The sequence below is a fragment of the Anabaena sp. AL09 genome, assembly GCF_001672255.1.
Lineage (GTDB): Bacteria > Cyanobacteriota > Cyanobacteriia > Cyanobacteriales > Nostocaceae > Dolichospermum > Dolichospermum lemmermannii.
On sequence record NZ_LJOQ01000006.1, the window covers coordinates 74,864 to 101,818 of the forward strand.

The 26,955-nt window shown below is 39.5% G+C and carries 28 protein-coding genes; 13 read left to right on the forward strand and 15 right to left on the reverse strand.

Annotated elements, in window-relative coordinates; all coding sequences use genetic code 11:
* Window positions 1-12 precede the first annotated feature (12 nt).
* From AN490_RS00985 to AN490_RS01000, 4 genes are all read left to right on the forward strand, one after another.
* Window positions 13-1,269, forward strand: a complete 1,257-nt coding sequence (locus AN490_RS00985; protein ID WP_299999091.1) for a glycosyltransferase — start codon at window positions 13-15, stop codon at window positions 1,267-1,269.
* Between the two features lie 41 nt (window positions 1,270-1,310).
* On the forward strand, window positions 1,311-2,516 hold the full coding sequence (locus tag AN490_RS00990; protein WP_299999093.1) for a glycosyltransferase family 4 protein: 1,206 nt from the start codon (window positions 1,311-1,313) through the stop codon (window positions 2,514-2,516).
* A gap of 495 nt (window positions 2,517-3,011) precedes the next feature.
* Window positions 3,012-3,233, forward strand: a complete 222-nt coding sequence (locus tag AN490_RS00995) for a HetP family heterocyst commitment protein (RefSeq protein WP_015081001.1) — start codon at window positions 3,012-3,014, stop codon at window positions 3,231-3,233.
* An 86-nt stretch (window positions 3,234-3,319) separates the two neighbouring features.
* The gene (locus AN490_RS01000; RefSeq protein ID WP_299999163.1) at window positions 3,320-4,231 is read left to right on the forward strand and encodes an indole-3-glycerol phosphate synthase TrpC; all 912 of its coding nucleotides are present in this window, start codon (window positions 3,320-3,322) and stop codon (window positions 4,229-4,231) included.
* Between the two features lie 42 nt (window positions 4,232-4,273).
* Here AN490_RS01000 and rfbB read toward each other — a convergent pair whose 3' ends face one another.
* From rfbB to AN490_RS01025, 5 genes are all read right to left on the reverse strand, one after another.
* Window positions 4,274-5,296, reverse strand: a complete 1,023-nt coding sequence (gene rfbB / locus AN490_RS01005; RefSeq protein WP_299999097.1) for a dTDP-glucose 4,6-dehydratase — start codon at window positions 5,294-5,296, stop codon at window positions 4,274-4,276.
* 6 nt (window positions 5,297-5,302) lie between these two features.
* Window positions 5,303-6,304 (reverse strand): glycosyltransferase, encoded by a 1,002-nt coding sequence (locus AN490_RS01010; protein ID WP_299999165.1) that lies wholly within the window; start codon window positions 6,302-6,304, stop codon window positions 5,303-5,305.
* Window positions 6,305-6,408: 104 nt separating this feature from the next.
* Window positions 6,409-7,047, reverse strand: a complete 639-nt coding sequence (locus tag AN490_RS01015; protein ID WP_299999099.1) for a DUF6391 domain-containing protein — start codon at window positions 7,045-7,047, stop codon at window positions 6,409-6,411.
* Window positions 7,048-7,179: 132 nt separating this feature from the next.
* The gene (locus AN490_RS01020) at window positions 7,180-7,698 is read right to left on the reverse strand and encodes an FKBP-type peptidyl-prolyl cis-trans isomerase (RefSeq protein WP_235081861.1); all 519 of its coding nucleotides are present in this window, start codon (window positions 7,696-7,698) and stop codon (window positions 7,180-7,182) included.
* A 78-nt stretch (window positions 7,699-7,776) separates the two neighbouring features.
* Complete coding sequence (locus tag AN490_RS01025) at window positions 7,777-8,100, reverse strand: phasin family protein (protein ID WP_015081007.1); 324 nt, start codon at window positions 8,098-8,100, stop codon at window positions 7,777-7,779.
* Between the two features lie 50 nt (window positions 8,101-8,150).
* On the opposite strand from AN490_RS01025, the gene AN490_RS01030 reads away from it, so the two are divergent.
* Window positions 8,151-8,351 (forward strand): hypothetical protein, encoded by a 201-nt coding sequence (locus tag AN490_RS01030; RefSeq protein ID WP_299999103.1) that lies wholly within the window; start codon window positions 8,151-8,153, stop codon window positions 8,349-8,351.
* Here AN490_RS01030 and AN490_RS01035 read toward each other — a convergent pair.
* The 3 genes from AN490_RS01035 to ctaD form a co-directional block, all read right to left on the reverse strand.
* Window positions 8,348-8,902 carry a methylmalonic aciduria and homocystinuria type D protein gene (locus tag AN490_RS01035; protein ID WP_299999105.1) on the reverse strand — a complete coding sequence of 185 codons (555 nt, stop codon included), beginning with the start codon at window positions 8,900-8,902 and terminating at the stop codon, window positions 8,348-8,350. The two genes, AN490_RS01030 and AN490_RS01035, sit on opposite strands and share 4 nt — an antisense overlap.
* Before the next feature lie 518 nt (window positions 8,903-9,420).
* A complete protein-coding gene (locus AN490_RS01040; protein ID WP_299999107.1) occupies window positions 9,421-10,035 on the reverse strand; it encodes a heme-copper oxidase subunit III in 615 nt (204 codons plus the stop codon).
* 90 nt (window positions 10,036-10,125) lie between these two features.
* The gene (gene ctaD, locus AN490_RS01045) at window positions 10,126-11,799 is read right to left on the reverse strand and encodes a cytochrome c oxidase subunit I (protein WP_299999109.1); all 1,674 of its coding nucleotides are present in this window, start codon (window positions 11,797-11,799) and stop codon (window positions 10,126-10,128) included.
* Between ctaD and AN490_RS01050 the strand changes: the two genes are divergently transcribed.
* A complete protein-coding gene (locus AN490_RS01050; protein ID WP_299999111.1) occupies window positions 11,793-12,038 on the forward strand; it encodes a hypothetical protein in 246 nt (81 codons plus the stop codon). The two genes, ctaD and AN490_RS01050, sit on opposite strands and share 7 nt — an antisense overlap.
* A 54-nt stretch (window positions 12,039-12,092) precedes the next feature.
* Here AN490_RS01050 and AN490_RS01055 read toward each other — a convergent pair whose 3' ends face one another.
* Window positions 12,093-13,058, reverse strand: a complete 966-nt coding sequence (locus AN490_RS01055) for a cytochrome c oxidase subunit II (RefSeq protein WP_299999113.1) — start codon at window positions 13,056-13,058, stop codon at window positions 12,093-12,095.
* A 567-nt stretch (window positions 13,059-13,625) separates the two neighbouring features.
* Here AN490_RS01055 and AN490_RS01060 point away from each other — a divergent pair.
* A complete protein-coding gene (locus tag AN490_RS01060) occupies window positions 13,626-14,552 on the forward strand; it encodes a heme A synthase (protein ID WP_299999115.1) in 927 nt (308 codons plus the stop codon).
* On the opposite strand, the gene AN490_RS01065 is transcribed toward AN490_RS01060, so the two are convergent.
* A complete protein-coding gene (locus AN490_RS01065) occupies window positions 14,500-14,709 on the reverse strand; it encodes a hypothetical protein (protein WP_299999117.1) in 210 nt (69 codons plus the stop codon). The two genes, AN490_RS01060 and AN490_RS01065, sit on opposite strands and share 53 nt — an antisense overlap.
* Here AN490_RS01065 and AN490_RS01070 point away from each other — a divergent pair.
* Complete coding sequence (locus AN490_RS01070) at window positions 14,708-15,646, forward strand: heme o synthase (RefSeq protein ID WP_299999119.1); 939 nt, start codon at window positions 14,708-14,710, stop codon at window positions 15,644-15,646. The genes AN490_RS01065 and AN490_RS01070 overlap by 2 nt on opposite strands.
* 137 nt (window positions 15,647-15,783) lie before the next feature.
* On the opposite strand, the gene AN490_RS01075 is transcribed toward AN490_RS01070, so the two are convergent.
* Entirely contained in the window at window positions 15,784-16,452 is a 669-nt protein-coding gene (locus tag AN490_RS01075) for a ribonuclease (protein WP_299999121.1), read from the reverse strand.
* A 221-nt stretch (window positions 16,453-16,673) separates the two neighbouring features.
* Here AN490_RS01075 and AN490_RS01080 point away from each other — a divergent pair, with 221 nt between their 5' ends.
* On the forward strand, window positions 16,674-16,901 hold the full coding sequence (locus AN490_RS01080) for a hypothetical protein (protein ID WP_299999123.1): 228 nt from the start codon (window positions 16,674-16,676) through the stop codon (window positions 16,899-16,901).
* A 126-nt stretch (window positions 16,902-17,027) separates the two neighbouring features.
* On the opposite strand, the gene AN490_RS01085 is transcribed toward AN490_RS01080, so the two are convergent.
* Window positions 17,028-18,620, reverse strand: a complete 1,593-nt coding sequence (locus AN490_RS01085; protein WP_299999125.1) for a glycoside hydrolase family 57 protein — start codon at window positions 18,618-18,620, stop codon at window positions 17,028-17,030.
* A gap of 601 nt (window positions 18,621-19,221) precedes the next feature.
* Here AN490_RS01085 and AN490_RS01090 point away from each other — a divergent pair.
* The 4 genes from AN490_RS01090 (at window position 19,222) to AN490_RS01105 (ending at window position 23,965) form a co-directional block, all read left to right on the forward strand.
* On the forward strand, window positions 19,222-20,586 hold the full coding sequence (locus tag AN490_RS01090) for a sedoheptulose 7-phosphate cyclase (protein WP_299999127.1): 1,365 nt from the start codon (window positions 19,222-19,224) through the stop codon (window positions 20,584-20,586).
* An 18-nt stretch (window positions 20,587-20,604) separates the two neighbouring features.
* The gene (locus tag AN490_RS01095; protein WP_299999129.1) at window positions 20,605-21,438 is read left to right on the forward strand and encodes a class I SAM-dependent methyltransferase; all 834 of its coding nucleotides are present in this window, start codon (window positions 20,605-20,607) and stop codon (window positions 21,436-21,438) included.
* 115 nt (window positions 21,439-21,553) lie between these two features.
* Window positions 21,554-22,882 (forward strand): ATP-grasp enzyme, encoded by a 1,329-nt coding sequence (locus tag AN490_RS01100; RefSeq protein WP_299999132.1) that lies wholly within the window; start codon window positions 21,554-21,556, stop codon window positions 22,880-22,882.
* 60 nt (window positions 22,883-22,942) lie between these two features.
* Window positions 22,943-23,965 (forward strand): D-alanine--D-alanine ligase, encoded by a 1,023-nt coding sequence (locus tag AN490_RS01105; RefSeq protein WP_299999134.1) that lies wholly within the window; start codon window positions 22,943-22,945, stop codon window positions 23,963-23,965.
* A gap of 103 nt (window positions 23,966-24,068) precedes the next feature.
* Here AN490_RS01105 and rsgA read toward each other — a convergent pair whose 3' ends face one another.
* The 3 genes from rsgA to dnaJ are packed head-to-tail and all read right to left on the reverse strand — an operon-like array spanning window position 24,069 to window position 26,661.
* Window positions 24,069-25,268 (reverse strand): small ribosomal subunit biogenesis GTPase RsgA, encoded by a 1,200-nt coding sequence (gene rsgA / locus AN490_RS01110; protein WP_299999137.1) that lies wholly within the window; start codon window positions 25,266-25,268, stop codon window positions 24,069-24,071.
* The gene (locus tag AN490_RS01115; protein ID WP_015081021.1) at window positions 25,265-25,522 is read right to left on the reverse strand and encodes a sulfurtransferase TusA family protein; all 258 of its coding nucleotides are present in this window, start codon (window positions 25,520-25,522) and stop codon (window positions 25,265-25,267) included. Before AN490_RS01115 ends, rsgA begins: the two co-directional genes overlap by 4 nt.
* A complete protein-coding gene (gene dnaJ / locus AN490_RS01120; protein ID WP_299999140.1) occupies window positions 25,519-26,661 on the reverse strand; it encodes a molecular chaperone DnaJ in 1,143 nt (380 codons plus the stop codon). The genes AN490_RS01115 and dnaJ overlap by 4 nt, the downstream gene beginning before the upstream one ends.
* Window positions 26,662-26,955: the final 294 nt, after the last annotated feature.

The following is a 26,955-nucleotide window of genomic DNA, read 5'->3' on the forward strand; positions in this document are numbered from 1 at the left end:
ACAAGTATAAATATGAAGATTTTAATGTCTGCTTACTCCTGCGAACCAGGTATAGGTTCAGAACCTGGTGTGGGTTGGAATATTGTCCGAGAAGCTGCTAAATACCATGAAGTCTGGGTACTCACTCGACCCGATGAGAGTCAGGATATCATCAACGCAGAATTAGCACGTCACCCTGTTCCCAATCTTCACTTTGTTTACTTTACCCTCCCCTTTTGGCAAGATAGTAGACGCTGGGGACAGTCTGGGGGAATGCAGCTTCACTATTACCTCTGGCAAATTCAAGCCTATTTTGTCGCCCGTGACTTACATCAGGAAATTGGCTTTGACTTGAGCCACCATGTCACCTTTGTTAAGTATTCCAGTCCTTGTTTCCTCTCACTCCTACCGATTCCCCTTGTTTGGGGTCCTGTAGGTGGTGGAGAATCTGCACCAGCAAGTTTTTGGCAGGATTTTAGCTGGAAAGGTAAAATTTACGAAATTGCTCGTAGCAGCGCTGGCTGGCTAGGAGAGCAAGACCCGTTCGTCCGTCTTACTGCCAAAAGAAGTGCTGTAGTCCGAGCTACAACTAAAGATACAGCCCAACGACTCTATGAAATAGGCGCAAATTATGTGGAAATTCAGTCTCAATTAGGGTTATCTGTGGAAGAGATAGAGCATCTAAATCAATATGAAATCCTGAATGAGCCAATAATAAAATTTATCAGCATGGGTAGACTTTTGCACTGGAAAGGCTTTCATTTAGGACTGCGTGCTTTTGCTCAAGCAAATCTACCGAATACAGAATACTGGATTGTGGGAGATGGACCGGAATGGCATCACCTGCAAACTTTGGCATCAGATTTAGGAATTGCTAAAAAAGTTAAATTTTGGGGTAGGTTGCCCCGTGAAAAGGCTTTAGATTTATTAAAAGATTGTCATGTGCTAGTTCATCCCAGCTTACATGATTCTGGAGGGGGGGTGTGCATGGAAGCAATGGCAGCAGGTCGTCCTGTTATCTGTCTAGATTTAGGTGGACCGGCTGTTCAAGTTACAGAGGAAACTGGCTTGAAAATTGCTGCTGACGAACCATATCAAGCTGTACGAGACCTAGCGGCCGCAATGATTCATTTAGTTCAAAATCCAGAACTAATAGTGAGTATGGGTCAGGCAGGTCGGAAACTAGTCAATGAAAACTACAGTTGGCAAGTTGTGGGAGAGAGTTTGCATAAACTTTATTTAGAGGTTGTTAGCAAGAAAGTTTCGGAGACTGATGCTTTAACTCGGTAGGAATTTAGTCCATCACCTCAATTTTTAGAAAGGTTAAGCTAGTGAAAGTTCTACTGCTACATAACCGCTATCAATATGCTGGAGGAGAAGATTCAGTCGTACAGGCTGAAAAAGCTTTACTGGAGGAAAAAGGTCATCAGGTTGTATTAAATGAAGTTGGCAATGATGAAATAGTTAGCATTGAAGATAGAATTAATGCAGCTTTCTCTGCCATATATTCATCTGCGTCCAAGCACTATGTGAGTAAGATAATAGATCACTTTTGTCCTGATGTAGTACACATTCATAACTTTTTTCCACTGCTCTCTCCATCTGTGTACGATGCTTGTGAAAACGCTAATGTGCCTGTTGTACAAACACTGCATAATTATAGACTTGGTTGTCCCAATGCAATGCTATTTCGGAACAACACTGCTTGTGAAGATTGCTTGGGCAAAAGGATAGCATGGTCTGGTATTTTACACGCTTGCTATCGTGGTTCGCACCTTCAAAGTGCTGTCGTTGCTGCAATGTTAGCTGTTCACGGGCAGCGCGGTACTTGGCAAAAATCAGTTGATGCTTACATTTCACTGACAGCTTTTCAAAAAGCAAAGATGGTTCAGGCTGGGCTACCGAGGGAAAAAATCTACATTAAGCCTAATTACATCTTCGATCCACAATCATTAAATATCACCAGAAGCAATGGTGAATATGCACTCTTTGTGGGACGAATTTCGCCGGAAAAAGGTATTTCAACTCTCCTAGATGCATATTTACAAAATAGTTTGCATATACCGCTGAAAATAGCTGGAATTGGTCCGCAGCTTGAGAACTTACGGGCAAGTATTCAATCTGCTGGGCTTGATAATGTTATCCAATTTCTAGGTCAACAGGATAAGTTGGCAGTCATGCAGCTAATGCATAATGCAAAATTTCTGATTTTCCCTTCAATTTGGTATGAAACTTTTGGTTTAACTATGGTTGAAGCCTTTGCTTGTAGCCTACCTGTATTAGCATCAGGTTGGGGTAGTATGGCGGAAATTGTCGAGAATAATGTTACTGGTCTACATTTCCAATCTGGCAATTCAACAGATTTAGCAAATAAAATAAAATGGGCATTTGAGCATCCTGAAGAAATGATTTGTATGGGTAAAAATGCTCGCTCTGCTTATGAAGCACGTTATACCCCTGAAAATAATTACCAGCAACTAATAGCAATTTACCAAGCAGTAATTGATAAAAAACGACGTTTTTTCTTTCCTGAATAAAATTCCTGTTGTTTTCTTTTTGGACGTTCAATAGGCGTTTCAGTTACAACAGTACGTATATTTAGGTAGGAGTCCTTTGATTTGGCATCATAAGTACCAAGTAGCCAAAATGTTTGAAGAAGAACATTAGGTAATAAAAATATAGATGAAAGTTAAGAAAAATATAAAAGGGGGTGATAATTTTACGGATAATCAATTACAAACCAGTGCATTGGATTAAATAACTTGTAATTTGATTACACAAAAAAATTAACATAAAAATGGAGAAAAATATTATATGATTGTCGCTGCTTAAATTACACTTAAAAAACGAGATTATTATAATTAATTAAATGTAAAAAAATAAGAGCGAAAAAATCATCAAGTTAATCAAAAAATAATTCATGTATTAGGAGGGTAACTTTAGGTAGTCTTAAAAAGAAGCCTTTGCTGACAAGTATCAGGAAAGTCTTCAAAAAAATTGGATGATTGTTGTTACCAACAGGAGTGCAGATTATGAGTCAAAATTTTAACGATTATAATTCATCTGTTCATAAAAAAATCAAGACTGAACAAATAGAGCAAATAATCAAAGCGATTATATCTGGTAAATATTCTTGGGCTTGTGTTCTAGTTTTACAATTTGCTGGTTACAACCCTATGGACTATATCCCCTATCGTACTTATATCAGATTACTTAAAACTAACTGCTTGCTTGGTAATTCTCAGCAAAATTAACCACCTATCAGAAAAGTTGACAGGTTTGATTTGAAATTAAAGTAGTTGCGTTTTAAACATGGATTTGTGAGAATTTTTTCTGAAAAATAAGAAGGAAAGGTGAAGATTCATCAATAAAAATTTATCACTATCATGCCGATTTTATGATCTACCCAACCACAAGTTATAATCATCAAATGCAAGCAATTATTAAAGAAATTGTATGGCAGAAAACACTAGAAGTTGCACAAATACAAAAAGATATGTCTTGGGCTTCCTTGCAACGTCAGTTAACTGCTGCTCCTACTGTCCGGGACTTTTCTACGGCTTTGCAGTTGAGTATTTATAAACCTAGTTTAATTGCAGAAGTGAAAAAAGCATCACTTTATCATAGTGTAATTAGACCAGATTTTGATCCAGTTACTATTGCTCAGGCTTATAAAAAAGGAGGAGCATCTTGTGTATCTGTTATCACTGATCAAAAGTTTTTTCATGGTGGGTTTGATCATCTTCGTGCTATCAGATATCGCGTAGGAATACCTCTACTTTGCAAAGATTTTATCATTGATCCTTGCCAAATTTATTTAGCCCGTTCCGCTGGTGCAGATGCAATATTATTAATTGCTGCTATTCTGACAGATAAGCAATTACAAAACTTTTTACAAGTGATTCACTACTTAGGGATGAATGCTATCATCCAAGTTCATAACTTAAATGATTTGGATAGGGTTCTCGCATTAGAAGATGTCAGAATAGTTTCCATTGATAACCAGAGTTTAAGTGATTTTAATATCAATATTAACACTACTCAGGAATTATTGGCAGCTAGGCGATCGCAACTTCAAAAGCTAGGAATTTTAGTCATCAGTGAATCAGGTATAGAAACCCCCGATGATTTATCATTTGTTGCTGAAATTGGTGTACAAACAGTGATCATCGGAGAATCTTTGCTTAAAGAAAATGATTTAGAAGTAGCTGTCAGAAATTTACTCCAATCCAAATTTCCTATTCATTATTAAGAAGAATTAAGGATTGGCTAGTAATTGATAATTACGAATTTCTCATAACAAAGGTTTCCACCAATCATGATTATTCAGATACCATTCTACAGTTAAACGTAACCCTTCATTAATTGTCACGGATGGAGTCCAACCAAATTCTGTTTTTAGCTTATTGGCATTAATAGCATATCTTCGATCATGTCCAGGTCTATCCTTCACAAAAGTAATTAATTTTTCCGCTGGATATACTGGTAAATCTGGTGCTAATTCATTCATGATTTTACATAAACTTTGTACCAGACTGATATTTTCAACTTCGTTATTACCACCAATATTATAATTTTCTCCTGGTTTTCCTTGATGGATTACCACATCTAAAGCCCGACAGTGATCAACTACATATAACCAATCTCGAACATTTTTTCCATCACCATAAATAGGTAATTCTTTACCATTTAAAATGTTAATACACATCAAAGGAATTAGCTTTTCGGGAAATTGAAAAGCACCATAATTATTAGAGCAATTAGTGATAATTGTCGGTAATTTATAAGTATGATAATAAGCCCGAACTAAATGATCACTCCCAGCTTTTGAGGCTGAATAGGGACTATTGGGACTATAAGCTGTAGTTTCTGAAAACGCTGGTTCATCTGAAGTGAGACTACCATAAACTTCATCTGTAGAAACATGAAGAAATAGGTAATTATCAGGTTGTGTTTTTGCTTCCCAATGTTGACGAAAAGCTTCTAAAAGAGTAAAAGTTCCTACTACATTAGTTTGGACAAATGCAGCAGGTCCAGTAATTGACCGATCAACGTGAGATTCGGCAGCAAAATGGGCTATAGTATCTATATTTTCTGCTAAGAGTAATTTATCAACTAAAGAGCGATCGCATATGTCCCCTTGGACAAACCGGAAATTCTCTCTTTCTGCAACTGATGCTAAATTGTAGCGATTTCCAGCATAGGTAAGAGCATCCAATACCACTAATTTATCATTTGGATAAGCTTGACACCAATGATGGACAAAATTCGCTCCAATAAACCCAGCCCCCCCTGTCACCAATAATCGTCTATTCATGATTCCTTAATTACTTTGTAAATATTTCTTCTTAATTTTACCAAAAATTCTCTGTATAAACAATTTTGCTAACCGGATTTTTGTCAAATTGGCAATTGGATTTGAGTAATTATTTTCATGAGTAAAGAAATCATTAATTTCTGTTAAAATTACCCGCAAGCGTTGGATAATATTCTCAGTTCTATACTCTGCTAATACATTTTCAGATAAAGTCAATGATGTAGAAGATGCTAAAACTTTCAAAATTCTATCTACGTCATATTCCAAAGCATAACCAGCGATTTTATAACAATTAAATCCTGGATCTAAATAATCAGATAATCCCCCATTGACACTAGAAAACACCTGACAACCACAAGCTAATGCTTCCATTGGTTGTAAACCAAATCCTTCGCTAACTCCTTGTAATTGCCAATATTCCGCCGAATCATAAAGATAAACTTTCGTGCGATTAAATAAAGCTGGTAAATCTTCTACATAACTATCAATAACCAACACCTTACATTTTTTTTCTAAAGCTGGAATTAATGACTTAATTAAATATTCTGAAGATTTCCGCGTTTGAACTAAAACATCAATATCTCGATTTTGATGTAAATTAGTAAATTCCTGACTAATTTGATTAGGTAAATAATAAATTAGAGAATTTGGTGCTTGTTGTCCCCAATAACCTAGAGAATTTCTGCTAACTGTAATTATGGGAATACTCGATGGTAAATTAATCTTATAACCTGCACTGTGAGCATGATAAATTACATGATATTTTGGCAATTTAGATGCAAGTTTACCAACATCAAATCCCCAACTAATCACAAAAATTACATCATTTAAATTGTCCTCTTGCAATAAATCGTCTAAAAACAATTTACCTGATTCCCGCTGACGATAAGTAACTACTTCAGCAGCACAAATCTGTTGAGCTAAAGTAACCGTTTTCAACTCCGCCCAAAGACCACCACAAGCAAATTTATCATCTGTCCCCGGAACTAAAAAGTAAAGCTTTTTCATAATACTAAATATTAAATTTTCTTCCTTCTTTCTTCTTCCTTCGTGTTCTTCGTTCCTTTGTGGTTTATTAATTCTTAATTGATTAACTCCTGATTGATTAACTCCTAATTTTCCCAAGATACCTTAACAAAATGACTTTCCTTTCCCCAAAAATCACGAGCAATAGTAATATTTTCAACAGCCAAATTAAAAGGGATAGAAGTTGTAATATAACGCTGAGTGAGCATTCCTAAATCCGGTGCAATTCCCGCTGCGGCCGTTGCTGCTAAACCTAAGCCAATAAGTTGTTCAATTGGTCGAAACGGCAATAAAAAAGGTACAGTTACCGATAGTCCAGCAGTTAATAACATAGCCACAGATACATTTGTGCCACAACGGGGATGTATAGCTAAATCCCATTCTCCACTGGTAAGACGATGTTTAGCTAATGTTACCGCGCGGCGCAAATCATTAATATTCACATCACCATATAGAAAAAATCCCTGTTCGGTAGACAAACCACCTAATAATTCATCATCTAATTGCGTATTAGTGCTTGTTCCTGGTGGTGAATAGGGTTTTTTATTGTCCCCTAATACCCAAACCGTAGCGTGTTCTAGAGCGTGAACTTGACGTAACATGAGAATTTCTTTCAACCCAGGAATAAAAGATAGCTGTTGGAGTAAATCAGCATCTTGGCTGGGGTGAGGTGCAAGAAAGTCAAAGCTAAAGGAAGATGATTCGTCCAAATAAGCAGTATTCATATCACACTCAATGTAATATATGTTTTTTAACCAGGACTATGGCGGGTTAGAAGCCGACCCCACAATAAATATATAACTTTTGTGGGGTGGGCATCCTGTCCGCCAATCTTATATTTAATTGTGTCTATCTACCTATTTAATGCCTAACAATTCCACATCAAAAATTAAAGTAGAGTAGGGGGGAATCACACCACCAGCACCACGCGCACCATAGCCTAATTGTTCAGGGATAATTAATTGGCGACGGCCACCTACTTTCATAGTGATTACGCCTTCGTCCCAACCTTTAATTACTTGTCCTACACCAATTTTAAAGCTAAAGGGTTTACCGCGATCGCGCGAACTATCAAATTTAGTCCCATCTTCTAAAGTACCGATATAGTGAACCTCAACGGTTTGGCCAGTTTGGGGAATTGCGCCCGTTCCCTCGACTAGTTCCACATATTTTAATCCAGAGTCGGTAGTAACAACTTTAGCTTCAGACATGGTATTGCTCTTTATTAGAGTATTGTTTTCTTGAGTGACAGTGGTGGTTGGTTGTGTTGGGGAAGAATTACCGATTGCAGTATCTTTTTGACCACTAATTTGGGTAAATACTAAAACGCCAACACATACCAGCATTAACACCACGCTGAGGAAAATCCCTTTCAAAATCAGCCCTCTCTGTTTTAATTACTGATGATCAGATTACCGATAGAACACAAATTAGTTTAAATCAGAAATGACCTTTTAGCGCCACAGCTTATTTTCCAAATCCCGAACCTGACGCTCTAAACGGTCAATTCTTCCCCGTAATTCATCTACTTCTGACTGACGGGCAACTCCCAAGTCCTGCATCATATTCCGCATTTGTCGGTGCATTTGCTCATCCCAATTACCTTGTTCAGACTGTAATTGGGTAACAAGATCATCCATTACCGCCTTAGCTTGCTCAGGATTGAGTTTACCGTCTTTAACGAGTTCGTCACTGACTTCTTTCAGTTTGTCTGCAACTAAAGAAGTTGTGCCAATACCCAACATCATTAACTGTTGCAACCAATTGTTACTATCCATACTCCCTTCCTCTGACTAAAAGCTTCGTAATTCTAGCCTACACATTTATTTTGTCAGTTGTCAGTTGTCAGTTGTCAGTGGAAAAAATCTTATTCCTACCTCCCCTACCTCCTCCTCTACCTCCTCTACCTCCTCTACCTCCTCTACCTCCCCTACCTCCCCTACCTCCTCTACCTCCTCTACCTCCCCTACCTCCTCTACCTCCCCTACCTCCTCTACCTCCTCCCCCCTACATCCCCTTGCTCTACTAAACCTCCATCCAACCGTGCATTGGTGCTATGGCTTGAGTGACTGATTCAATGATGTCTGGAGGTGCTTCTGAAAGCATGACACTGGGATAAACAGCAGTTCCCCATTGAGGATGCACAAGAACATGGCATTTATTTTCAATTGCGGGATACTTGAGTAAGGCTTGGGCTACTGCTGTATCATCGTGGGGAACTAAGCCAGAATGAGACAGTAATGGATAACCTGTCCGGGGATCTATCAAGTCTGTTAAATACCCGCGGTCGCGCAAATTAAATGCCAAATCGCAACCAAAACGCATAAATTTTTCCCGCAGCTTTTCCTTTTCTATTTCTGTTTCTGTGGTCATTTCTTCTAGAGAATATTGTGATTGCTGTAAAACAACCACTACCCACAAAAACTGCTGCTGTTTCCAATCTGGTAATATCTGTTCGCAATTGGCACAGATATATGGACTGGGAGTATGAATAGAAATCTCTACAGCTTGTCCTGTTTTGCCAACTAAATGAATAGGACAGCTAGGCTGTGAAATACAAACTTGGGGATAAGACACCACATTAATTCGGTTTATGAAAGTTTTTAAATTTATCTTTGCTAAAAATAATAACTCTTAAATCTCCAAATAAATCATCAAATTTTGCGAATAATTAGATGAGGACAATTATTTACTCTAATCAATATCTTGTCCATTTTTTGTAGGTCGGGTTAAGCGACAGCGCAACCCGACGCATTTGTTGGGTTATGGCTATGGCTCCTACGTCGCCACGCAAGCTATCGCCACACTTCGTGAACGTACCTCACCCAACCTACAAATCAAGACTTTTTTCGATTTGGACAAGGTATTGCTAATGGAAGCACCCAAGCAAGTTGAGAAAGTTTAAAGAGAGAAAATAAAAAACCCGTCCCTGACACAGCAGCAACGGTTGAGGGATTTTGTTGATCAACTAATTGAAGACTTGGACAAACAGTAATATATGGATAGTTATGGGTAGAAATTATCAAGCTGTTTCTACCCCCCAAAGAAGGGGGATTGTAGGTTATTCGAGTGGAGTGAACAACGCCAGTAATAAATACCTAGAGTAAATACAGTAATCCGAACAAAATAATCCAAATTACATCTACAAAATGCCAGTAAATTTCCGCTGCTTCAATCCCGAATCGTTTTTCATTGCTGTAGTGTCCGGGGGTAAGCGATCGCCACAACACTGCTAAAATCGCTAAAACACCGATAGTAACGTGCAAACCGTGAAAACCAGTCAACACATAAAACGTACTAGCGAATAAATTGGTAGTCAGACTAAACTCTAAATGAGTATATTCATAAACCTGACCTGCCAAAAAAATAGCCCCCATAACTGCGGTAATTGCCAACCAAATCCGCATTCCCTTAGTATCATTCTTTTTAATAGCCGTATCAGCATTGTGCATCACAAAACTACTAGCTATCAAAATAGAAGTATTCACAGTAGGTAACAACAATTCTAAATCCGGTGTCCCTACTGGTGGCCAGACAGGAATAGTAGAACGGTAAGTCAGGTATGCACCAAACAAACCCATAAAAATCATTCCCTCAGCCACAAGGAACATAAATAAACCAGTCAAACGATGATCTGGATGTTCCTCATGATGAGAAACAGTTGTGTGGTGACTTAATTCAGTTTTCCCCGTGTCAATAATTTGACCTTGCATAAATTTTTAGTTGTCAGTTGTCAGTTGTCAGTTGTCAGTTGTCAGGAGGAAGAAAACAGAAAAATCTTCCCCCTACGCCCTGTGCCTTTTCTAAAGTGCTGATTCAGTTTGGGGAGTTAATACAGGTTCAGTTTCAATTCTTTCCTCACTCACCCCATAATCGTATGGACCAGTAGTCAAAACAGGGAGAGTTTCAAAATTCTCAATACTGGGAGGAGAAGAAGTCATCCATTCCAAAGTTAACGCCTGCCAAGGATTATTACCGGCTTTTTCCCCATAGAACCAAGACCAAACGGCATTGATGATAAATGGTAACGTCGAAACCGCCAATATATAAGATCCGTAGGTACAGATTTCATTTAAAGCCGTGAACTTAGGATCATATTCAGCAATCCGGCGGTTCATACCCATCAATCCCAGCTTGTGCATGGGTAAGAAAGTCATATTTAAACCAATCATGGTTAAGGCAAAATGCACCTGACCCCAAAATTCGTTCATTTTCCGTCCCGTCATTTTCGGGAACCAGTGATAAATAGCCGCAAAAATTCCTAACACACTACCACCAAACAAAACATAGTGGAGATGTGCCACCACAAAGTAAGTATCGTGAACGTGAATATCAAAAGGAACAGCAGCCAACATTACGCCACTAATGCCACCAATCACAAAAGTTGCTAAAAAGCCGATAGCAAATAACATGGCACTAGTGAAGCGGATTTTGCCACCCCAGAGAGTTGCTAACCAACCGAAAATTTTAATCCCAGTGGGGACAGCGATGATCATGGTAGTGATCATGAAAAACATCCGCAACCAACCAGGGACACCACTGGTAAACATATGGTGCGCCCAGACGATTAAGCCTAAGAAGCTGATAGCTAGGGATGAAAAAGCGATCGCTTTATAGCCAAAAATCGGTTTGCGGGCATGAATTGGCAGAATTTCCGAAATTGCCCCAAAGAAAGGCAAAATCATAATATAAACCGCTGGGTGAGAATAAAACCAGAACATATGCTGATAAACAACAGGATCTCCGCCCCCAGAGGGATTAAAAAAGTTTGTTCCTGCCAACAAATCAAAACCCAACAAAATCAAAGCCGCAGCTAATACTGGTGTAGATACCAACACTAAAGCCGAAGTTGCTATCATCGCCCAACAAAACAACGGCATTTGAAAGATGCCCATACTAGGAACACGCATCTTCCAAATGGTGACGAGAAAATTCATCGCCCCCAAAATCGAAGAAGTTCCCAATAGCAAGATACTCATAATCCAAATCCCCTCACCCACCTGGCCTGTCACCAAACTCAGCGGCGGGTAAGAAGTCCAACCAGCATCCGGGGCATCACCTACCGCCAAACTGGCAACCAGTAATACACCTGCTGGGGGAACCATCCAAAAAGCTACCGCATTCAGGCGCGGAAATGCCATATCTCTCGCCCCAATCATCAGCGGGATTAAATAGTTAGCAAATCCCGCCCCTGTTGGCACAATCCACAAAAAAATCATGATTGTGGCATGGAGGGTAAACAGGCTGTTATAGACTTCTGGCGTGACAAAATCTACCTCTGGAGTCCGTAATTCTGTCCGCACTAAATCAGCCATTACGCCGCCAATGCAGTAAAAAATAAACGATGTTACCAGATATTGAATTCCAATCACCTTATGGTCGGTACTAAAACCAAAAAAGTCTCGCCAATGCCTTTCCTGGTGTTCTTCCGTTGGTTTGGGGCTATTATCCGTTTCTTGTAACTGTGTTTGTGTCATATTTTAAAAAGGAGTCAGGAGTCAGGAGTCAGGAGTCAGGAGTCAGGAGTCAGGAGTCAGGAGTCAGGAGTCAGGAGTCAGGAGTCAGGAGTCAGGAGTCGAGTCAGGAGTTCAGAAGGAAGGAAGAAAGAAGACAGAAAGAAGACAGAAATTTCTCCCCCTACCTCCCCTACCTCCCCTACCTCCCCTACCTCCCCTACCTCCCCTACCTCCCCTACCTCCCCTGCGTGAATGTATAACTTAAAGGTTCAAAATCTTTTTTTGTAACTGCTGCAACTCTTGTAATTCTTAAACTACTTAATTTGATGCAGAATTTCTGAGTGAATGCCCATATCCTGAGTGTAAGGAGAGAGAAATTCATCGGCAGTCATGGCCATGGAATTCATTGCTACCGCTTGATTGGGAATATCTTTACCAGCAAGTAGCTGTTCTTGCATCCAACTATCAAAAGCTGCTTGTGTCTCTACCACAACTTGGCTTTTCATCACCCCGTGGTAAGGGCCACACAATTCAGCACAAATAAGTTGATAATCACCCGCTTTTCTGGGAGTAAAACGCAAATTGGTTTGTCTACCAGGAATGGCATCCTGTTTCACCCGAAATTCTGGAATCCAAAAGGCGTGGATAACATCACTGGCTGTCATATTGATTTCCACCGTTTTGCCAATAGGTAAATGCAGTTCACCAGTTGTCACGTCGGTATCTGCATAGGTAAATAACCAGGCATATTGCATTCCAGTCACATTAATGATTAATTCTGCTGGTTTACTAACTGCATCAGAGTTACTATCTAACTGTGATTCTTGTACAGACGCATCTGCATTAATTAGAGTGGCAGCCATTGCCGTTCCGGGCATATTCATAGCCTCTTTCATCATTGGTGCAGCATGAGCCGAATGGGGATCAAAGCCGCCAATGTTGTTGTATACATCAAAACTGTAGACAGAAATACCGATGACGATAATTGCGGGGATCGCCGTCCAGAGTATCTCTAGTGGTACATTACCTTCAATTGGTAGACCATCTTCATTGTCACCAGCCCGACGACGATATCTAATAACAGCGTAAATTAAAACACCTTCAACAATCAAAAATATGCCTGTAGAAACAGTCATCATGGTGTTGAATAGACCATCTATCAAGGGGGCTTCATCGGTGGCCGCTACAGGTAACAGACCGTGATTTTGACCGTACCAGAGACTGGCGAGGGTGAGGACAATGCCAATGAGTAATGTCCAGATTGCATTTGGAATTTTCACGGCTGATTTGGTGATGAATTGACTACTTTATCTACAAGTTACTGCATTTACTAAAGTAACTCCACTTACTAATGTAGTGCAGGCTATGAGATATAGTATGCGTTGGGCTGAAATCTTTATTAATTTTTTTGATTAAGATCACAATTTTCAGGACAAGGGAGATAAATTGTATTACTCAAGTTAGATGGCAATTACAGGACTTAGGCAACTGGCACATTGGTAGGGTGTGGTTCGACAAGCTCACCAACCACGTCAGATATCAACAATCTGTTTATTTGCAGGATTTATGCAGTCTGACGCACCCTACAACAGATTTTTAGTGTGACACTTGCGTAAGTCCTAAATTAGGAAAAATTCTCGCAAATTCTCATTAATTGTCATTGTTTAATTATTCCTATCTTCAAAACAGCACGAAATCTTACAGCGAAAACTAGCTACAGTGATCCAAAGTATAAGGGAAAGCTGATTTCTACATTTTGACCTATAGGTTAGGGTGAGTAGAAGTCGGGACTAAATCAAAATAGAAAATTTTCAATTTCTAGCACAAGCGGTTTGAAGGTATTGTTAATGAATGAATTTGTCCTAGAACAACAAAATAAAGCGGCCACAGTAGCACAACAGCCCCAGGAGATGATTCGTCGCTTGGTGTGGAAAATATGCGTAGCCACCTTAATTTTGATGGCTATAGGCAGTGCCACCCGCGTCATGAATGCTGGACTTGCTTGCCCTGACTGGCCTTTGTGCTATGGGGAATTAGTTCCAGCCAAGCAAATGAATCTCCAAGTGTTTTTGGAGTGGTTTCATCGCCTCGATGCAGCTTTAATTGGCTTTAGTGCGATCGCCCTTTGTGCTTTATCCTGGTGGCATCGTCTTTCCTTACCCAAGTGGCTACCTTGGGCATCCACATTTGCCCTGTTTTTAATTGTCTTCCAAGGGATTTTGGGAGGACTGACTGTAACTCAATTATTGCGGTTTGATATCGTTACCGCCCATTTAGGAACAGCGTTACTATTTTTCACTACGTTGTTAATTATCGGTACAAGTTTGATTCCCTATCAAGGCACGGGAACAGTAGGAAAGTTGCCTTGGGTGGGTTTAACTGCTGCTGTTTGCGTCTACTTACAAAGTTTATTGGGTGCAATAGTAGGTTCTCGTTGGGCTTTGCACCAATGTTTGGCAGGGGAACAACTTTGTGATGTCATGTACAGCCATATTTTTGGGTTAGTACCGCCAACCATCGCTACTTTAGCAGTTGTTTTAATTTCTTGGCGGACACCAGCACTGCATCCTACTTTGCGAAAACTGGCAAATATGGCGGGTGGCTTGTTGATTTTACAACTCCTTTTGGGTATGGCTACTTTCCGGTTACATTTACAAGTTGAACCTCTTACTGTTTCTCACCAAGCTATCGGTGCGACTTTACTGGGTACGTTGGTAGTATTTACAGTTTTATCACTACGGGATGGTTTGCTTCCTCCCTCACCAACACAGTAACTCCTTCTTCCTCTTTCTTCCTCCTTCTTCCTCCTTCTTCCTCCTTCTTCCTCCTTCTTCCTCCTTCTTCCTCCTGACTCCTGACTCCTGACTCCTGACTCCTGCTTACAGCGGTTTGCTGACCAGTTCTTGAAAAATAAGGAAAAAGACCTAACATGATTGAGACTAATGTCTCTCGTCGTCACCACGACACATTTCTCCAAGTCGTTCAAAGTTACTACCAGCTAACCAAACCCCGGATTATTCCCCTGCTGTTAATTACCACTGCTGGGAGTATGTGGATAGCCGCTAAGGGTGAGGTAAATCCCTGGTTGTTAATTATTACAATGATTGGTGGAACTTTAGCAGCAGCCAGCGCCCAAACCATTAACTGTATCTATGATCGAGATATAGATTATGACATGGAGCGTACACGCCACCGTCCCATCCCTTCCGGGAAGATCCAACCCCGTGATGCTTTAATTTTTGCGATCGCTCTGGCTGTACTTTCTTTTACCCTCCTCACCGTTTTTGCCAATCTCCTGGCAGCATTTTTAGCCTTTTCTGGCATCATTTTCTATGTTTTAGTCTATACTCACTGGCTCAAACGCCATACCACTCAAAATATCGTCATTGGTGGTGCAGCAGGGGCAATTCCCGCTTTAGTCGGTTGGGCAGCAGTAACAGACACTTTAAGCTGGTCTGCGTGGCTAATTTTTGCCATTGTCTTTTTGTGGACACCTCCCCATTTTTGGGCTTTGGCTTTAATGATTAGTGATGATTACGCTAAGGTGGGGATACCAATGTTACCTGTGGTAGCGGGTAATAAAGCCACCGTCCGGCAAATTTGGTTTTATACGGTGATTACTGTCACTGCGACTATCTTGCTGTTTTATCCCTTACACGCCAGCGGGATTGTCTATGCTGTTATTGCCTTGACTTTAGGGGGGGTATTTGTCCATAAGTCTTGGCGCTTATTGCAAAATCCCGAAGATAAAACCATAGCGCGGGAATTATTTTTGTATTCCATTTCCTACATGATGCTGTTGTGTTTGGCAATGGTGGTGGATAGTTTACCCATTACTCATCATTTCCTTGCTCAACTGCATTTGTAATCATGCTCAGGACATAGATCCCCGACTTCTTTGAGAAGTCGGGGATCTGATTATTTTTTTTTTACAAAAAACTGGTGTTTTGCAAAATGAAACGAAAAAGGTAGTAGAAACAATTGTTCTAAAATGGGAAACTAAAATTATCTGATATTTCTCACTAAAAAATCTCCTTGTTCACAACTTTTGCGAGAACGTTTTAAAATCTCTTCGCTACAAATACCCGCTTTTCCATCTTTAGAATAGCAAAAAAACACTTCTCTTAAAAATCTCCCAGAATCAGAACAATAAGGGGCTATGCCATTAGCAGTAAATTCACTATTTGCACTGATAAATGTACTTTTTAAACCTTGAACTGTAGTCCTAAAAGGTTTAGCAGGACGATTATAAGCCGGGGGAATAGCCACAGAATCTTTTAACTTTTTACTTAATGCTAAATATCCTTGAGGAGTTGTTCCCGCACAAGTTCCATGTTTTTGCCATTCATGATTATAAAGTTTATCACTGGGATATAAACCTGGAAACTGTTGCTTTATAGCTGGAGTTAATTTCTCCGTTGAACAATTAGCGGGATAGCCTTTTTGATATTGTGGCCATAAACCATGCAAAACAAAACCCAGTTTTTTCCCAGAATTACACTGCTGTTGGTCACTCTGACCATTTGTCGCACAATAATCAGGAGACCAGGAAAGGGTAAGGACGTAAAAATCAAACTTACCTGGAGTCCCCCGATTTTGAGCAATTGCACTATTGGATATAGCTAGGCTAGTTATCAATAAAGAAGATGTAATTAAAAATGTTTTGATCTGCATATTACCAATTACTTGCTTCCGGTTGAAGAACAACAAAAATATAACTGCGTAATTTTATCACTATTTTTTATATTAGTGCGTTTTGTTACGAAATTATTACAGTGGGGAATACCTCACCTCTTTGAGGGGCATACACACCAGAAAATAATTTGCAACTTCTGTTAACAATCTGTTATATTTATTTACATAAGGTTACAAAAAGTAAAAAACGAGGTTCTCGAATGGCTATTTTAATTTCTCTATTGGTTGTTGGTTGGGTAGCAGTTTCCGTTATCGGTTCTTTAGCATACTTCATGGGTGAACAAAGCAAGCCCATTCACGAACGCAATTGGGCTTCTGACAAATTTGCAGCTTTGGCTAAATCTATTACTGGCATAGATATAGACTATAACCAACGCACACCAGCCTATGCTATTGATGCTTACAACAGCCGCAATTTACCCAGATAGTATTTACTGGCAATTTGACAAGATGTGTATAAAAATAACCCCCAGCATTGTGACTGGGGGTTTTGCTGTTTCTAGATTTTAGATCCCCGACTTTTTGAAAAAGTCGGGGATCTGGGAACTACTTAATTAAAATGCTGGCCGATAAACGCGATAGTTAATATTGGGGAAAATATTATCCATTGACTCGACTTTTTCCAACCAACCACTATCAACCTTACCCACTTTCACATCTTCATAGAGTTTATTAAAGCGCATTAAATGCGATCGCGTTCTTCTGACTGCATAGGGAACCATTGTTCCTGTCCGCATAATAAACGCCCAGTCAGAAGATTGTGCTAATAACAACTCTCTTGCAGCTTGGTTAAGTGCTTTTTCCTGTAATTCATCTTCAGCTTCAATTTGGGAAATTTCAATCATTCGTTCCGCAGCTTTGTGCAAATGTGGATAAACCCAAGCATTAGTATCATTCAACCAATATTCATGAAAACCCTTAAAGCCCCAACTCGACTGAGCAGGACGACATACTTGTTGCTGAGGATTAGCCCGTAAATAATCGGCTAAATGGGTCATTTCATAGGTTTTCTGGTCATACCATGACTTACGGAACAGATAATCAATAAACCAAGGACCCTCATACCACCAATGACCAAATAACTCCGCATCATAGGGAGATACAATAATTGGCGGCCGACCCATGATATTGTGTAAATGCCCAGTTTGCTGCTCACGATTATACATAAAGTTAGCAGCGTGTTCTGCCGCTTTTTCCTTTGCCCAGTAAGGATCATAAAGAGCTTTATCGGAAAGACCTAAGCCCCGTCCGGTAATTTTATGATACTTAATACCTGTATTTTTGCGCTGACCATTGGGCATAATATAGGGCTTAATATATTCATATTCTGCTTCCCAACCCAAATCTTTATAAAATTCCCGATATTCGGCTGCACCAGGATAACCCACTTCAGAAGACCATACTTGCTGGGAAGATTCATGATCTCGACCAAAAGCCGCTACACCAGTCTCCGTAAAAATCGGGGCATAACTACCGAAGCGCGGACGGGGACGAGCGTATAAAATGCCATGTCCATCAGTGAGGAAATAACGTAAACCGGCATCTGCCAGCATTCGCTCCACACCTTCATAATAGGCACATTCTGGCAACCATATTCCTCTAGGGGCTTGGCCAAAAGTTTCTTCGTAATGTTCACAGGCTACCTGAATTTGCGCCCATACAGCTTGGGGGTACATTTTCATTAATGGTAAGTAGCCGTGAGTCGCACCACAGGTAATAATTTCTAAGTTATTACTATCTTGGAACTGTTTAAATGCTGTAACTAAATCACCCTGATAACGTTCCCATAACTCCCGCGCTTGATTAAATTCAGTTGCATAATGTTCCGCCAAATACCGCAGATGACCATTATGAATATTGCGCTCGGCTTCTATTTCTATAAGCTCTTCTAATTGTGATAAGTGAGCATCATAGCGTTCTTGCAATAAAGGATCACGAAGCATAGAAATCAAAGGCGGAGTCATACTCATGGTAAGTTTAAAATCAACGCCATCTCGTTTTAGCCCTTCAAATACTTTTAATAAAGGAATGTAAGTTTCAGTAATCGCTTCATAAAGCCATTCTTCTTCTAGCACATAGTCACTTCCTGGGTGACGAACGAAGGGTAGGTGTGCATGAAGTACAAGCGCGACGTAGCCTATAGCCATAATAGTTTTGGGGTGGTTTGTAAATTGAAGGTCGAGAATTGGTAGAAATTAAGAATATTTTAAGATGATATTGGGTTTGTGAAAGAAGTTTTATCAGAACAACCAATCTAGGGGTAGATAGTTGTCAGGACTGGGTGCAAAGTAACTTACTTGACTTTTTTCGCTCGTTTTCACTAAAATATCTTTTTTCGGTGATTACCCTTACCATAATATATTTTTTTTGACAAGGATTTAAATCACTAAATCTATTCAAATTATTTTAGGCAAAAAGATTTTGTATTAATTTAACTAATACATAAAGTTTATATAACCAATCAGCGATACTAATGTGTTAATCTTTGTAAAGAACATTCATAAAATTTCATCATTTACTCCCAAACCACCAGCCAAGATGAGAAAACTTAATTTTTTGATTAAGGTTACGAGTAAATCTGCTATCCAGCTAACTGGTTAGCGAAAATTATATTGTGAAGTTTCAAGTATCAGTTCAGCTTGACGATTTTGTCAAAATAAAGGACTGTTTAAATTAAGTTATTCCAGGAATAGCAATTTTTTCAATTCCATTGTTACAAACATCAACAATTAGAATAAGGCATTTGAAATGAGTTTACAAAGCATATTACCAACCCCAGAAATCACAGATGAATTAATAGTAGATTCAGAAAAATTTGCCGATCAAACAGAACCCAATATTATCAGACTGACTCATGGAGAAAAGTATCTAACATCTAAGTGGTACACAGGCTCAGGGGAAATAGCACATAAAAAAGATGGGCGTTCTTTTGAGGTTACTGCTAATTTCACACTCACCTCAGAAGTGAAGGTTGTAGAAGGGGTTTTTAAACCTGAGAATGAGATTTTAGCTAATATTTATAACAGTCTTGGTCGTTGTGTAGCAGTAATTGACCAAACAGTTAATGAGTTGTATGGTGAGCAGGTTCGTAAATATTTTGATGCTCATGAAATTCCTTTAGAAATGATGGCTTTTCGGGCTTGGGAAGTAGATAAAACCCCAGAAACAGTCCATCGCATTCTAGGGTATTTAGGGAAAGATGGTTGTGATGTTTCCCGCAGCGAACCTGTTCTAATTATTGGTGGTGGTGTTCTTAGTGATGTCGCTGGGTTAGCTTGTGCTTTACAACACCGTCGTACTCCTTATATTATGGTAGGGACAACTGTAGTTGCAGCTATTGATGCTGGTCCTTCACCTCGTACCTGCACCAACGGTAAGCAATTCAAGAACAGTATTGGTGCTTATCATCCTCCTGTACTCACTTTAGTTGACCGGAGTTTCTTCGGGACTTTGGCTACTGGTCATATCCGTAATGGAATAGCGGAAATTATTAAAATGGCCATTACCGATGATGCTGTTTTGTTTGAATTGTTGGAAAAATACGGATCTCGTTTAATTGAAACTCACTTTGCAACTTTAGGAGAAAATCAGGAGTTAGCAGAAATTGCAGACGATATTATTTATCGAGCATTATTCTCTTATATGAAGCATGAGGGAACGAATATGTTTGAGACTTATCAAGATCGTCCCCATGGTTATGGACATACTTGGAGTCCCCGGTTTGAACCTGCGGTGAAAATGATGCACGGCCACGCTGTCACCACGGGGATGGCTTTTGGTGCAACTTTAGCTGTGGAAATGAATTGGTTAAAATCAGAAGACCGCGATCGCATTATTGCATTATGTCAGTCTCTAGGTTTAACTGTTTATCATCCTATTCTCGAAGATATGGACTTGATGATTGAAGGTCAAAAAAATATGCGTCGCAAGCGTGGAGACGGTGGACTTTGGGCCCCTGTTCCTAGAGGTGGTATTGGTGCTTGTGACTATATCCAAGAAGTTCCCCCCGAATTACTCGAAACTGCGGTCGCAGCACATAAAGCCGTATGTAGCAAATTACCTAATCAGGGTGCAGGAATAGAAATGTATCTTAGTGATTTGGGTTTGGAATAGGAGTTGGAAATAATAAAAATGACTGAAACTTTAGTGAAATCAATTACTCCTAGACCGGTTACTCCCTTGGGTATTTTAGTTGAAGAACTAGAAACAACTTTGAAAATAGCCAAGCAGGAAAATGTCTCTGGTGAACTTGCAGCTTCTCTACAAAAAGTCTATGACTTAGCATCTGGAATTGATTCTTATTTGGATGAACATACAACCAATGAATCTCCAGCTTTAGCAGCTTTAGCAAAAAAAACAGCTTCTGAAGATTGGAGTCAGAGATTTGATGATGGAGAAACAGTCCGTCAGTTAGAACAAGAAATGCTTTCTGGACACATTGAAGGACAAACTTTAAAAATGTTTGTGTCCATGACTAAAGCTAAACGCATTCTAGAAATAGGAATGTTTACCGGATATTCGGCTTTAGCAATGGCGGAAGCTTTACCCGCAGATGGTGATATTATTGCCTGTGAAGTGGATGATTATGTGGCCGAGTTTGCTAAAAACTGTTTTCAAACTTCTCCCCACGGTCGTAAAATCACAGTTAAAATTGCTCCCGCTTTACAAACATTACAAGAATTAGCAAATGCAGGAGAAACCTTTGATTTAGTCTTCATAGACGCTGATAAAAAAGAGTATGTTGATTACTTCAACCTGCTTTTAGATACGGGACTTTTGGCTGAGAATGGGTTTATTTGTGTAGATAATACCCTCCTCCAAGGACAACCTTATTTAGTCCCAGCAAAGAGAACAGCTAACGGAGAAGCTATAGCGCAATTCAATCAAATTGTAGCCGCAGATCCAAGAGTTGAACAGGTCATTTTACCATTACGAGATGGTTTAACCATCATCAAACGTAAATAACACAAAATTGTAGGTTGGGTTAAGCGAAAGCGCAACCCAACACTCTACAAATGTCATAAAATGTTGGGTTTTCTTGCGTCAACCCAACCTACATAATTCTATTTCTTATAAAATCATGAATTCGATTATTTCCTTATTGCAAACTTTGGGAACTCTGTTTTTACTTTCCTTGATTTTACCTATTAATTTGATTATTGTCCTCATTTTCTTAATTATTAATTTCATCACCCTTCCTTTTCAGAAAAAGATTATTTGTGAAAATCCCAAAAACATCCTCTTAACTGGAGGAAAAATGACCAAATCTTTACAACTTGCGCGTTCTTTTCATCGGGCTGGACATAAAGTATTTATGGTAGAAACTCATAAATATTGGTTATCAGGACATCAATTTTCTAACGCAGTGACAAAATTCTTTACAGTACCCGCACCGGAAAAAGATGCAAATGGCTATTTTCAAGGATTATTAAATATTGTTAAAAGTGAAAATATAGATGTAGTTATTCCCGTTTCTAGTCCAGTAGCAAGTTATTATGATTCCTTAGTAAAACCAATCTTATCTCCCCATTGTGAGGTATTTCATTTTGATGCTGAGATGACCAAAATATTAGATGATAAATTTAGTTTATGTGATCAAGCGCGGGATTTAGGTTTAACAGCACCAAAAGTATTTTTGATTACTTCCCCAGCACAAATCCTCAATTTTGACTTTACAAAATATCATAGTCGCTACTTACTCAAAAGCATTAAATATGATTCTGTGACTCGATTAGATATGACGAAATTACCCTTTGAAGGAATGGAAAATTATATCAAAAACTTACCAATTAGTGCAGAAAGACATTGGGTAATGCAAGAATTTGTCACAGGACAAGAATATTGTACTCATAGCACTGTTAGAAATGGAGAAATTCGTTTACATTGTTGTTCTAAATCTTCTCCTTTTCAGATTAATTATGAACAAATTGATAACCCAGAAATTTTCCAATGGGTTCAACATTTCGTCAAATCATTAAACTTAACTGGACAAATTTCTTTTGATTTTATCCAGACGAAAGATGGTAAAGTTTACCCAATTGAGTGTAACCCCCGCACTCACACCGCAATTACTATGTTTTATAATCATCCAGGGTTAGCAGATGCTTATTTAAAAGCTAGTGAAAATCAACCACATATAGAACCTTTAGCAACCAGTAAACCAACTTATTGGTTATATCATGAACTTTGGAGATTTACAGGAATTCGTTCTTTGGCTCAATTAAAATCGTGGTTAAATAAAATTACTGAAGGTACAGATGCTATTTTTCAAGGAGATGATCCTTTACCATTTTTAATGGTTCATCATTGGCAAATTACTTTATTATTACTACAAAATCTATTAAAATTAAAAAGTTGGGTAAAAATAGATTTTAATATTGGTAAGTTGGTGGAAATAGGTGGTGATTAGTAATTTTAAACAAAATTCAAGCTGAATGTCATAATTAAAGATTAGAGAGGAAAATAAATTATGTCAAAACTTCGTATTCTTCATTTAGTTGGATCAGCACAAAATGATTTTTACTGTAATTTATCGCGTCTTTATGCTCAAGATTGTTTAACAGGAATAGCAGATCAATCACGCTATGATTTTCAAATTGCATACATTACACCTGATCTTCTGTGGAGATTTCCTCCCTCTCTGAGTTCAGAAGATATTGCTGTTACCAAACCTATACCACTATTTGAGGCCATAGAGTTTCTAACAACGCAAAATATTGACTTGGTATTACCACAAATGTTTTGTATTCCGGGAATGACTCATTACCGATCGCTATTGGATTTGCTCAAAATTCCCTACATAGGTAATACTCCAGATATTATGGCCATAACAGCCCACAAAGCCAGAGCAAAAGCCATTGTCGCCGCAGCAGGGGTAAAAGTTCCTCGTGGAGAAATTCTGCGTTCTGGAGACATTCCCACCATTAAACCTCCAGCAGTCGTTAAACCTGCAAGTTCCGATAACTCTCTAGGAGTAACTTTAGTTAAAGATGCTAGTGAATACAAAGCTGCTTTAAAGATAGCCTTTGAATATGCAGAGGAAGTTATTGTAGAAGAATACATCGAACTTGGTCGAGAAGTCAGATGTGGTATTATTGTTAAAGATGGAGAATTAGTGGGTTTACCCCTAGAAGAATATTTAGTAGACCCCTACGAAAAACCCATTCGCAACTATGCTGATAAACTCCAGCAGGGAGATGATGGTAACTTGCATTTGATGGCTAAAGATAATATTAAAGCTTGGATTGTAGATACTAAAGATACCGTGACTGAAAAAGTTCAAGCGGTAGCTAAAAAGTGTCATCAAGCTTTAGGTTGTCGTCATTATAGTTTATTTGATTTTCGCATTGATCCAAACGGAGAACCTTGGTTTTTAGAAGCTGGTTTGTATTGTTCTTTTGCGCCTAAAAGTGTCCTTTCATCTATGGCCAAAGCCGCAGGAATCTCTCTCAATGAGTTATTAATAATTGCTATTAATGAAACTTTGGGTTAGAGGATGTTTGAAAAGTGGTATTCCGTAATTTTCATCACATTGCTACCCCCCTCAGTCCCCCCTTGTAAAGGGGGGAAACAATAAAAATCCAGTTCCCTCCCCTTTACAAGGGGAGGGTTAGGGTGGGGTAAAAAATATTTGATAAATCCTCACTGTCTCGATATAACTCCTGTAAATCTTGTAATTGGGTTTTTCGAGCAATTCGACGATATTTTTTACTTTCCAGTTTTGGTTCGTACTGACTCTGACCTTTACCTTTAGATATTAATTTCAGACTTGATTCGGGGTCAGCTTGTTGGTTAGTCTGGTTTTGATGGGCTAAAGCATCATCTAAAAATTCTAAATAATGCTGATATCGTTCCCAGTCACCACTAACAGCACAGTCTGGCTCATCTTTATGGATACAATCACTAAAGCGACAATGAGCCGCTGCTAGGCGTTCTCTTGCTTCTGGGAAATAGTGAATTAACTCTTGGGGACTACAATCCAAATCCGGTTGATTAAAACCGGGAGTATCTGCTAATAAACCACCTTCAGACATTTCAAATAATTCTACATGACGGGTGGTATGACGACCACGGGCTAATTTACCGGAAACTTCCCCCACGCGCAGGTTGATATCGGGAATCAAACTATTAATCAAGCTGGATTTTCCCACACCAGAAGGACCAGCAATCACCGTGATTTTATCCTGCAAATATGTGGCTATTTGGTCAATATTAATGCTATTTTGAACGCTAATAAATAAAGGTTGATAACCCCAAGCCATTAAGCGATCGCTAATTTGCTGTTTTTCTTCTAAAGAAACTAAATCACATTTATTCAAACATAACAGCACATCAACGCCTGTAGACTCAGCCTTAATTAGAAATCTACTCAATTGAATAGGTTCTAAAGGCGGGTCTGCAACAGCAAACACCAGGAGAATTTGATTGACATTAGCGATCGCTGGGCGATTTAATAGACTATGACGCGGTAAAACTTCACTAACAGCCCCCCGTCCATCAGTCCAATCTGGTTCTTCCACAATCACGCGATCGCCCACCATCACCTGCTGACCAATCTTTTTTAAGCGCGTTCTTCGGGTACAGAGAAGGATAGGGGAAGAAGGGGACAGGTGACAGGGAACAGGTGACAGCGAAGAAGGGGAAGAAGAACTTTCTATTATTTCTGAACTCCTGAACTCCTGAACTCCTGAACTCCTGACTCCTTCTTCTTCATCCATCTGCACTCGATAAAAATTCGCCTGTACAGCTACAACCGTACCCAATAACTGTTTAGTAGAAACACTTTTCCCTGTCATGCCGCAGCAACCGGACGGCGAATAACTAGGGAAAAATAGCCAGCGCAATCTGTCACTTGTTCTATTTGATAACCAGCCATTGTCAGACTATCAGGAACTTGTTCTATCGGTTCACCTGGATCTAACCAAACTTCCAATAAACCCCCAGGGGGCATTTTTTCCAGATATAGTTTTGTCCGCACAAAATTAATCGGGCAAGGAGTCCCACGCAAATCCAGTTGAGCGTCAGGGGTTAATATCAAAGAGCCACTCATGACTTAAATAAGTTTCCTATGAATCCGTCGAAACCACCTTTACCTGTCCTGTCTCCCTTAATTTTAGCTAGTTTCTCTAGCAATTCCCGTTCCTCTGGGATGATCTTAGTGGGGATATCAATTAACATCGTCAACAGATGATCACCGCGACTCACAGGATTACCCAGACGGGGAACACCACGATTTTCTAATTTCATCACCGTATGCGGTTGAGTTCCAGAGGGAATAATTAACTCCACAGGTCCATCTACCGTATTTACCTCTAAACGGCAACCTAAAATCGCTTGTAAGTAGCTAATTTTAATTTCCGAGTTAATATTAATGCCTTCACGATGAAATTCTTCATCTTCATTGACAAACAAGTAGACGTATAAATCACCCGGAGGACCATTGCGTTGACCCGCATCTCCTTCTTGGGAAATCCGTAGTCTCGTGCCATTGTCTACACCAGCGGGAACATTGATTTTGAGTTTCTTTGTAACCTGATTTGCGCCCTTACCATCACAAGCATCACATTTATCTTCTACAACCGTTCCTGAGCCATCACAGGTGGGACAAGTTGACACTTGGGTAAAACTACCAAATGGCGTTCTTGTTACCCTTCTAACTTGACCTGAGCCGCTACAAGTGCTACAAGTCCGGGGACGAGTTCCTGATTTAGCACCAGAACCATTACAAACTTCACAAGTTTCTAAATGGGAAATGCGAATTTCCTTTTCCCCACCAAATACCGCTTCCCGAAAATCTAATTTCAGGTCTAGGCGCAGATCATCACCGCGGACTGGTCCACTCCGTCGTCTTTGTTGGGGTTGTCCACCGGGAGTTCCACCAGCAAAGCCGCTGAAAATGCTTTCAAAGATATCGGCAAAACCACCCATATCTCCCATATCTTGGAAACCAGCGCCAGCCGCAGCCGCACCGGAAACACCAGCTTCACCAAAGCGGTCGTAACGAGCGCGAACCTCCGGCTCTGATAGCACTTCGTAGGCGCGGTTAATTTCTTTGAATCGTTCCTCTGCCCCAGATTCTTTATTCACATCTGGGTGATATTTTCGGGCTAGGCGGCGATAAGCCTGTTTAATCTCTTCTTTGTCGGCGTCACGAGAGACACCCAGGGTTTCATAATAGTCTCGGGCCATATAGCAAGGTTAAGAATTATAAGGAAGCAGAAGTACGGAAAACAGTAACTAATAGGTTTAAGGTAACACTTTAACAAGAATACAGAAATTTAGGAATGCAAATAGCGTGGGGTCACGCTAAGTCATGCTCTTTAGTTTAATTTTTGTTAATAATTAATTTTACCAATATTTTTTTGCTAGTGTTTGCTCTCACCGGTGATTAATCTTTTATTATTGTGCTATTCAGATGTCGAAAAACCCACCTCTTGATTATAGGAACTAGCCGTACCATTAAATGTGAAAAACCCGACCTAT

What these genes read in the sequence shown, in the direction of transcription:
- AN490_RS00985 (WP_299999091.1), top strand. Translation starts at nt 13, where the DNA reads ATGAAGATTTTAATGTCTGCTTACTCCTGCGAACCAGGTATAGGTTCA.
- AN490_RS00995 (WP_015081001.1), top strand. Translation starts at nt 3,012, where the DNA reads ATGAGTCAAAATTTTAACGATTATAATTCATCTGTTCATAAAAAAATC.
- rfbB (WP_299999097.1), bottom strand. Translation starts at nt 5,296, where the DNA reads ATGAATAGACGATTATTGGTGACAGGGGGGGCTGGGTTTATTGGAGCG.
- AN490_RS01010 (WP_299999165.1), bottom strand. Translation starts at nt 6,304, where the DNA reads ATGAAAAAGCTTTACTTTTTAGTTCCGGGGACAGATGATAAATTTGCT.
- AN490_RS01015 (WP_299999099.1), bottom strand. Translation starts at nt 7,047, where the DNA reads ATGAATACTGCTTATTTGGACGAATCATCTTCCTTTAGCTTTGACTTT.
- AN490_RS01025 (WP_015081007.1), bottom strand. Translation starts at nt 8,100, where the DNA reads ATGGATAGTAACAATTGGTTGCAACAGTTAATGATGTTGGGTATTGGC.
- AN490_RS01040 (WP_299999107.1), bottom strand. Translation starts at nt 10,035, where the DNA reads ATGCAAGGTCAAATTATTGACACGGGGAAAACTGAATTAAGTCACCAC.
- ctaD (WP_299999109.1), bottom strand. Translation starts at nt 11,799, where the DNA reads ATGACACAAACACAGTTACAAGAAACGGATAATAGCCCCAAACCAACG.
- AN490_RS01060 (WP_299999115.1), top strand. Translation starts at nt 13,626, where the DNA reads ATGAATGAATTTGTCCTAGAACAACAAAATAAAGCGGCCACAGTAGCA.
- AN490_RS01070 (WP_299999119.1), top strand. Translation starts at nt 14,708, where the DNA reads ATGATTGAGACTAATGTCTCTCGTCGTCACCACGACACATTTCTCCAA.
- AN490_RS01065 (WP_299999117.1), bottom strand. Translation starts at nt 14,709, where the DNA reads ATGTTAGGTCTTTTTCCTTATTTTTCAAGAACTGGTCAGCAAACCGCT.
- AN490_RS01075 (WP_299999121.1), bottom strand. Translation starts at nt 16,452, where the DNA reads ATGCAGATCAAAACATTTTTAATTACATCTTCTTTATTGATAACTAGC.
- AN490_RS01080 (WP_299999123.1), top strand. Translation starts at nt 16,674, where the DNA reads ATGGCTATTTTAATTTCTCTATTGGTTGTTGGTTGGGTAGCAGTTTCC.
- AN490_RS01085 (WP_299999125.1), bottom strand. Translation starts at nt 18,620, where the DNA reads ATGGCTATAGGCTACGTCGCGCTTGTACTTCATGCACACCTACCCTTC.
- AN490_RS01090 (WP_299999127.1), top strand. Translation starts at nt 19,222, where the DNA reads ATGAGTTTACAAAGCATATTACCAACCCCAGAAATCACAGATGAATTA.
- AN490_RS01095 (WP_299999129.1), top strand. Translation starts at nt 20,605, where the DNA reads ATGACTGAAACTTTAGTGAAATCAATTACTCCTAGACCGGTTACTCCC.
- AN490_RS01100 (WP_299999132.1), top strand. Translation starts at nt 21,554, where the DNA reads ATGAATTCGATTATTTCCTTATTGCAAACTTTGGGAACTCTGTTTTTA.
- AN490_RS01105 (WP_299999134.1), top strand. Translation starts at nt 22,943, where the DNA reads ATGTCAAAACTTCGTATTCTTCATTTAGTTGGATCAGCACAAAATGAT.
- rsgA (WP_299999137.1), bottom strand. Translation starts at nt 25,268, where the DNA reads ATGACAGGGAAAAGTGTTTCTACTAAACAGTTATTGGGTACGGTTGTA.
- AN490_RS01115 (WP_015081021.1), bottom strand. Translation starts at nt 25,522, where the DNA reads ATGAGTGGCTCTTTGATATTAACCCCTGACGCTCAACTGGATTTGCGT.
- dnaJ (WP_299999140.1), bottom strand. Translation starts at nt 26,661, where the DNA reads ATGGCCCGAGACTATTATGAAACCCTGGGTGTCTCTCGTGACGCCGAC.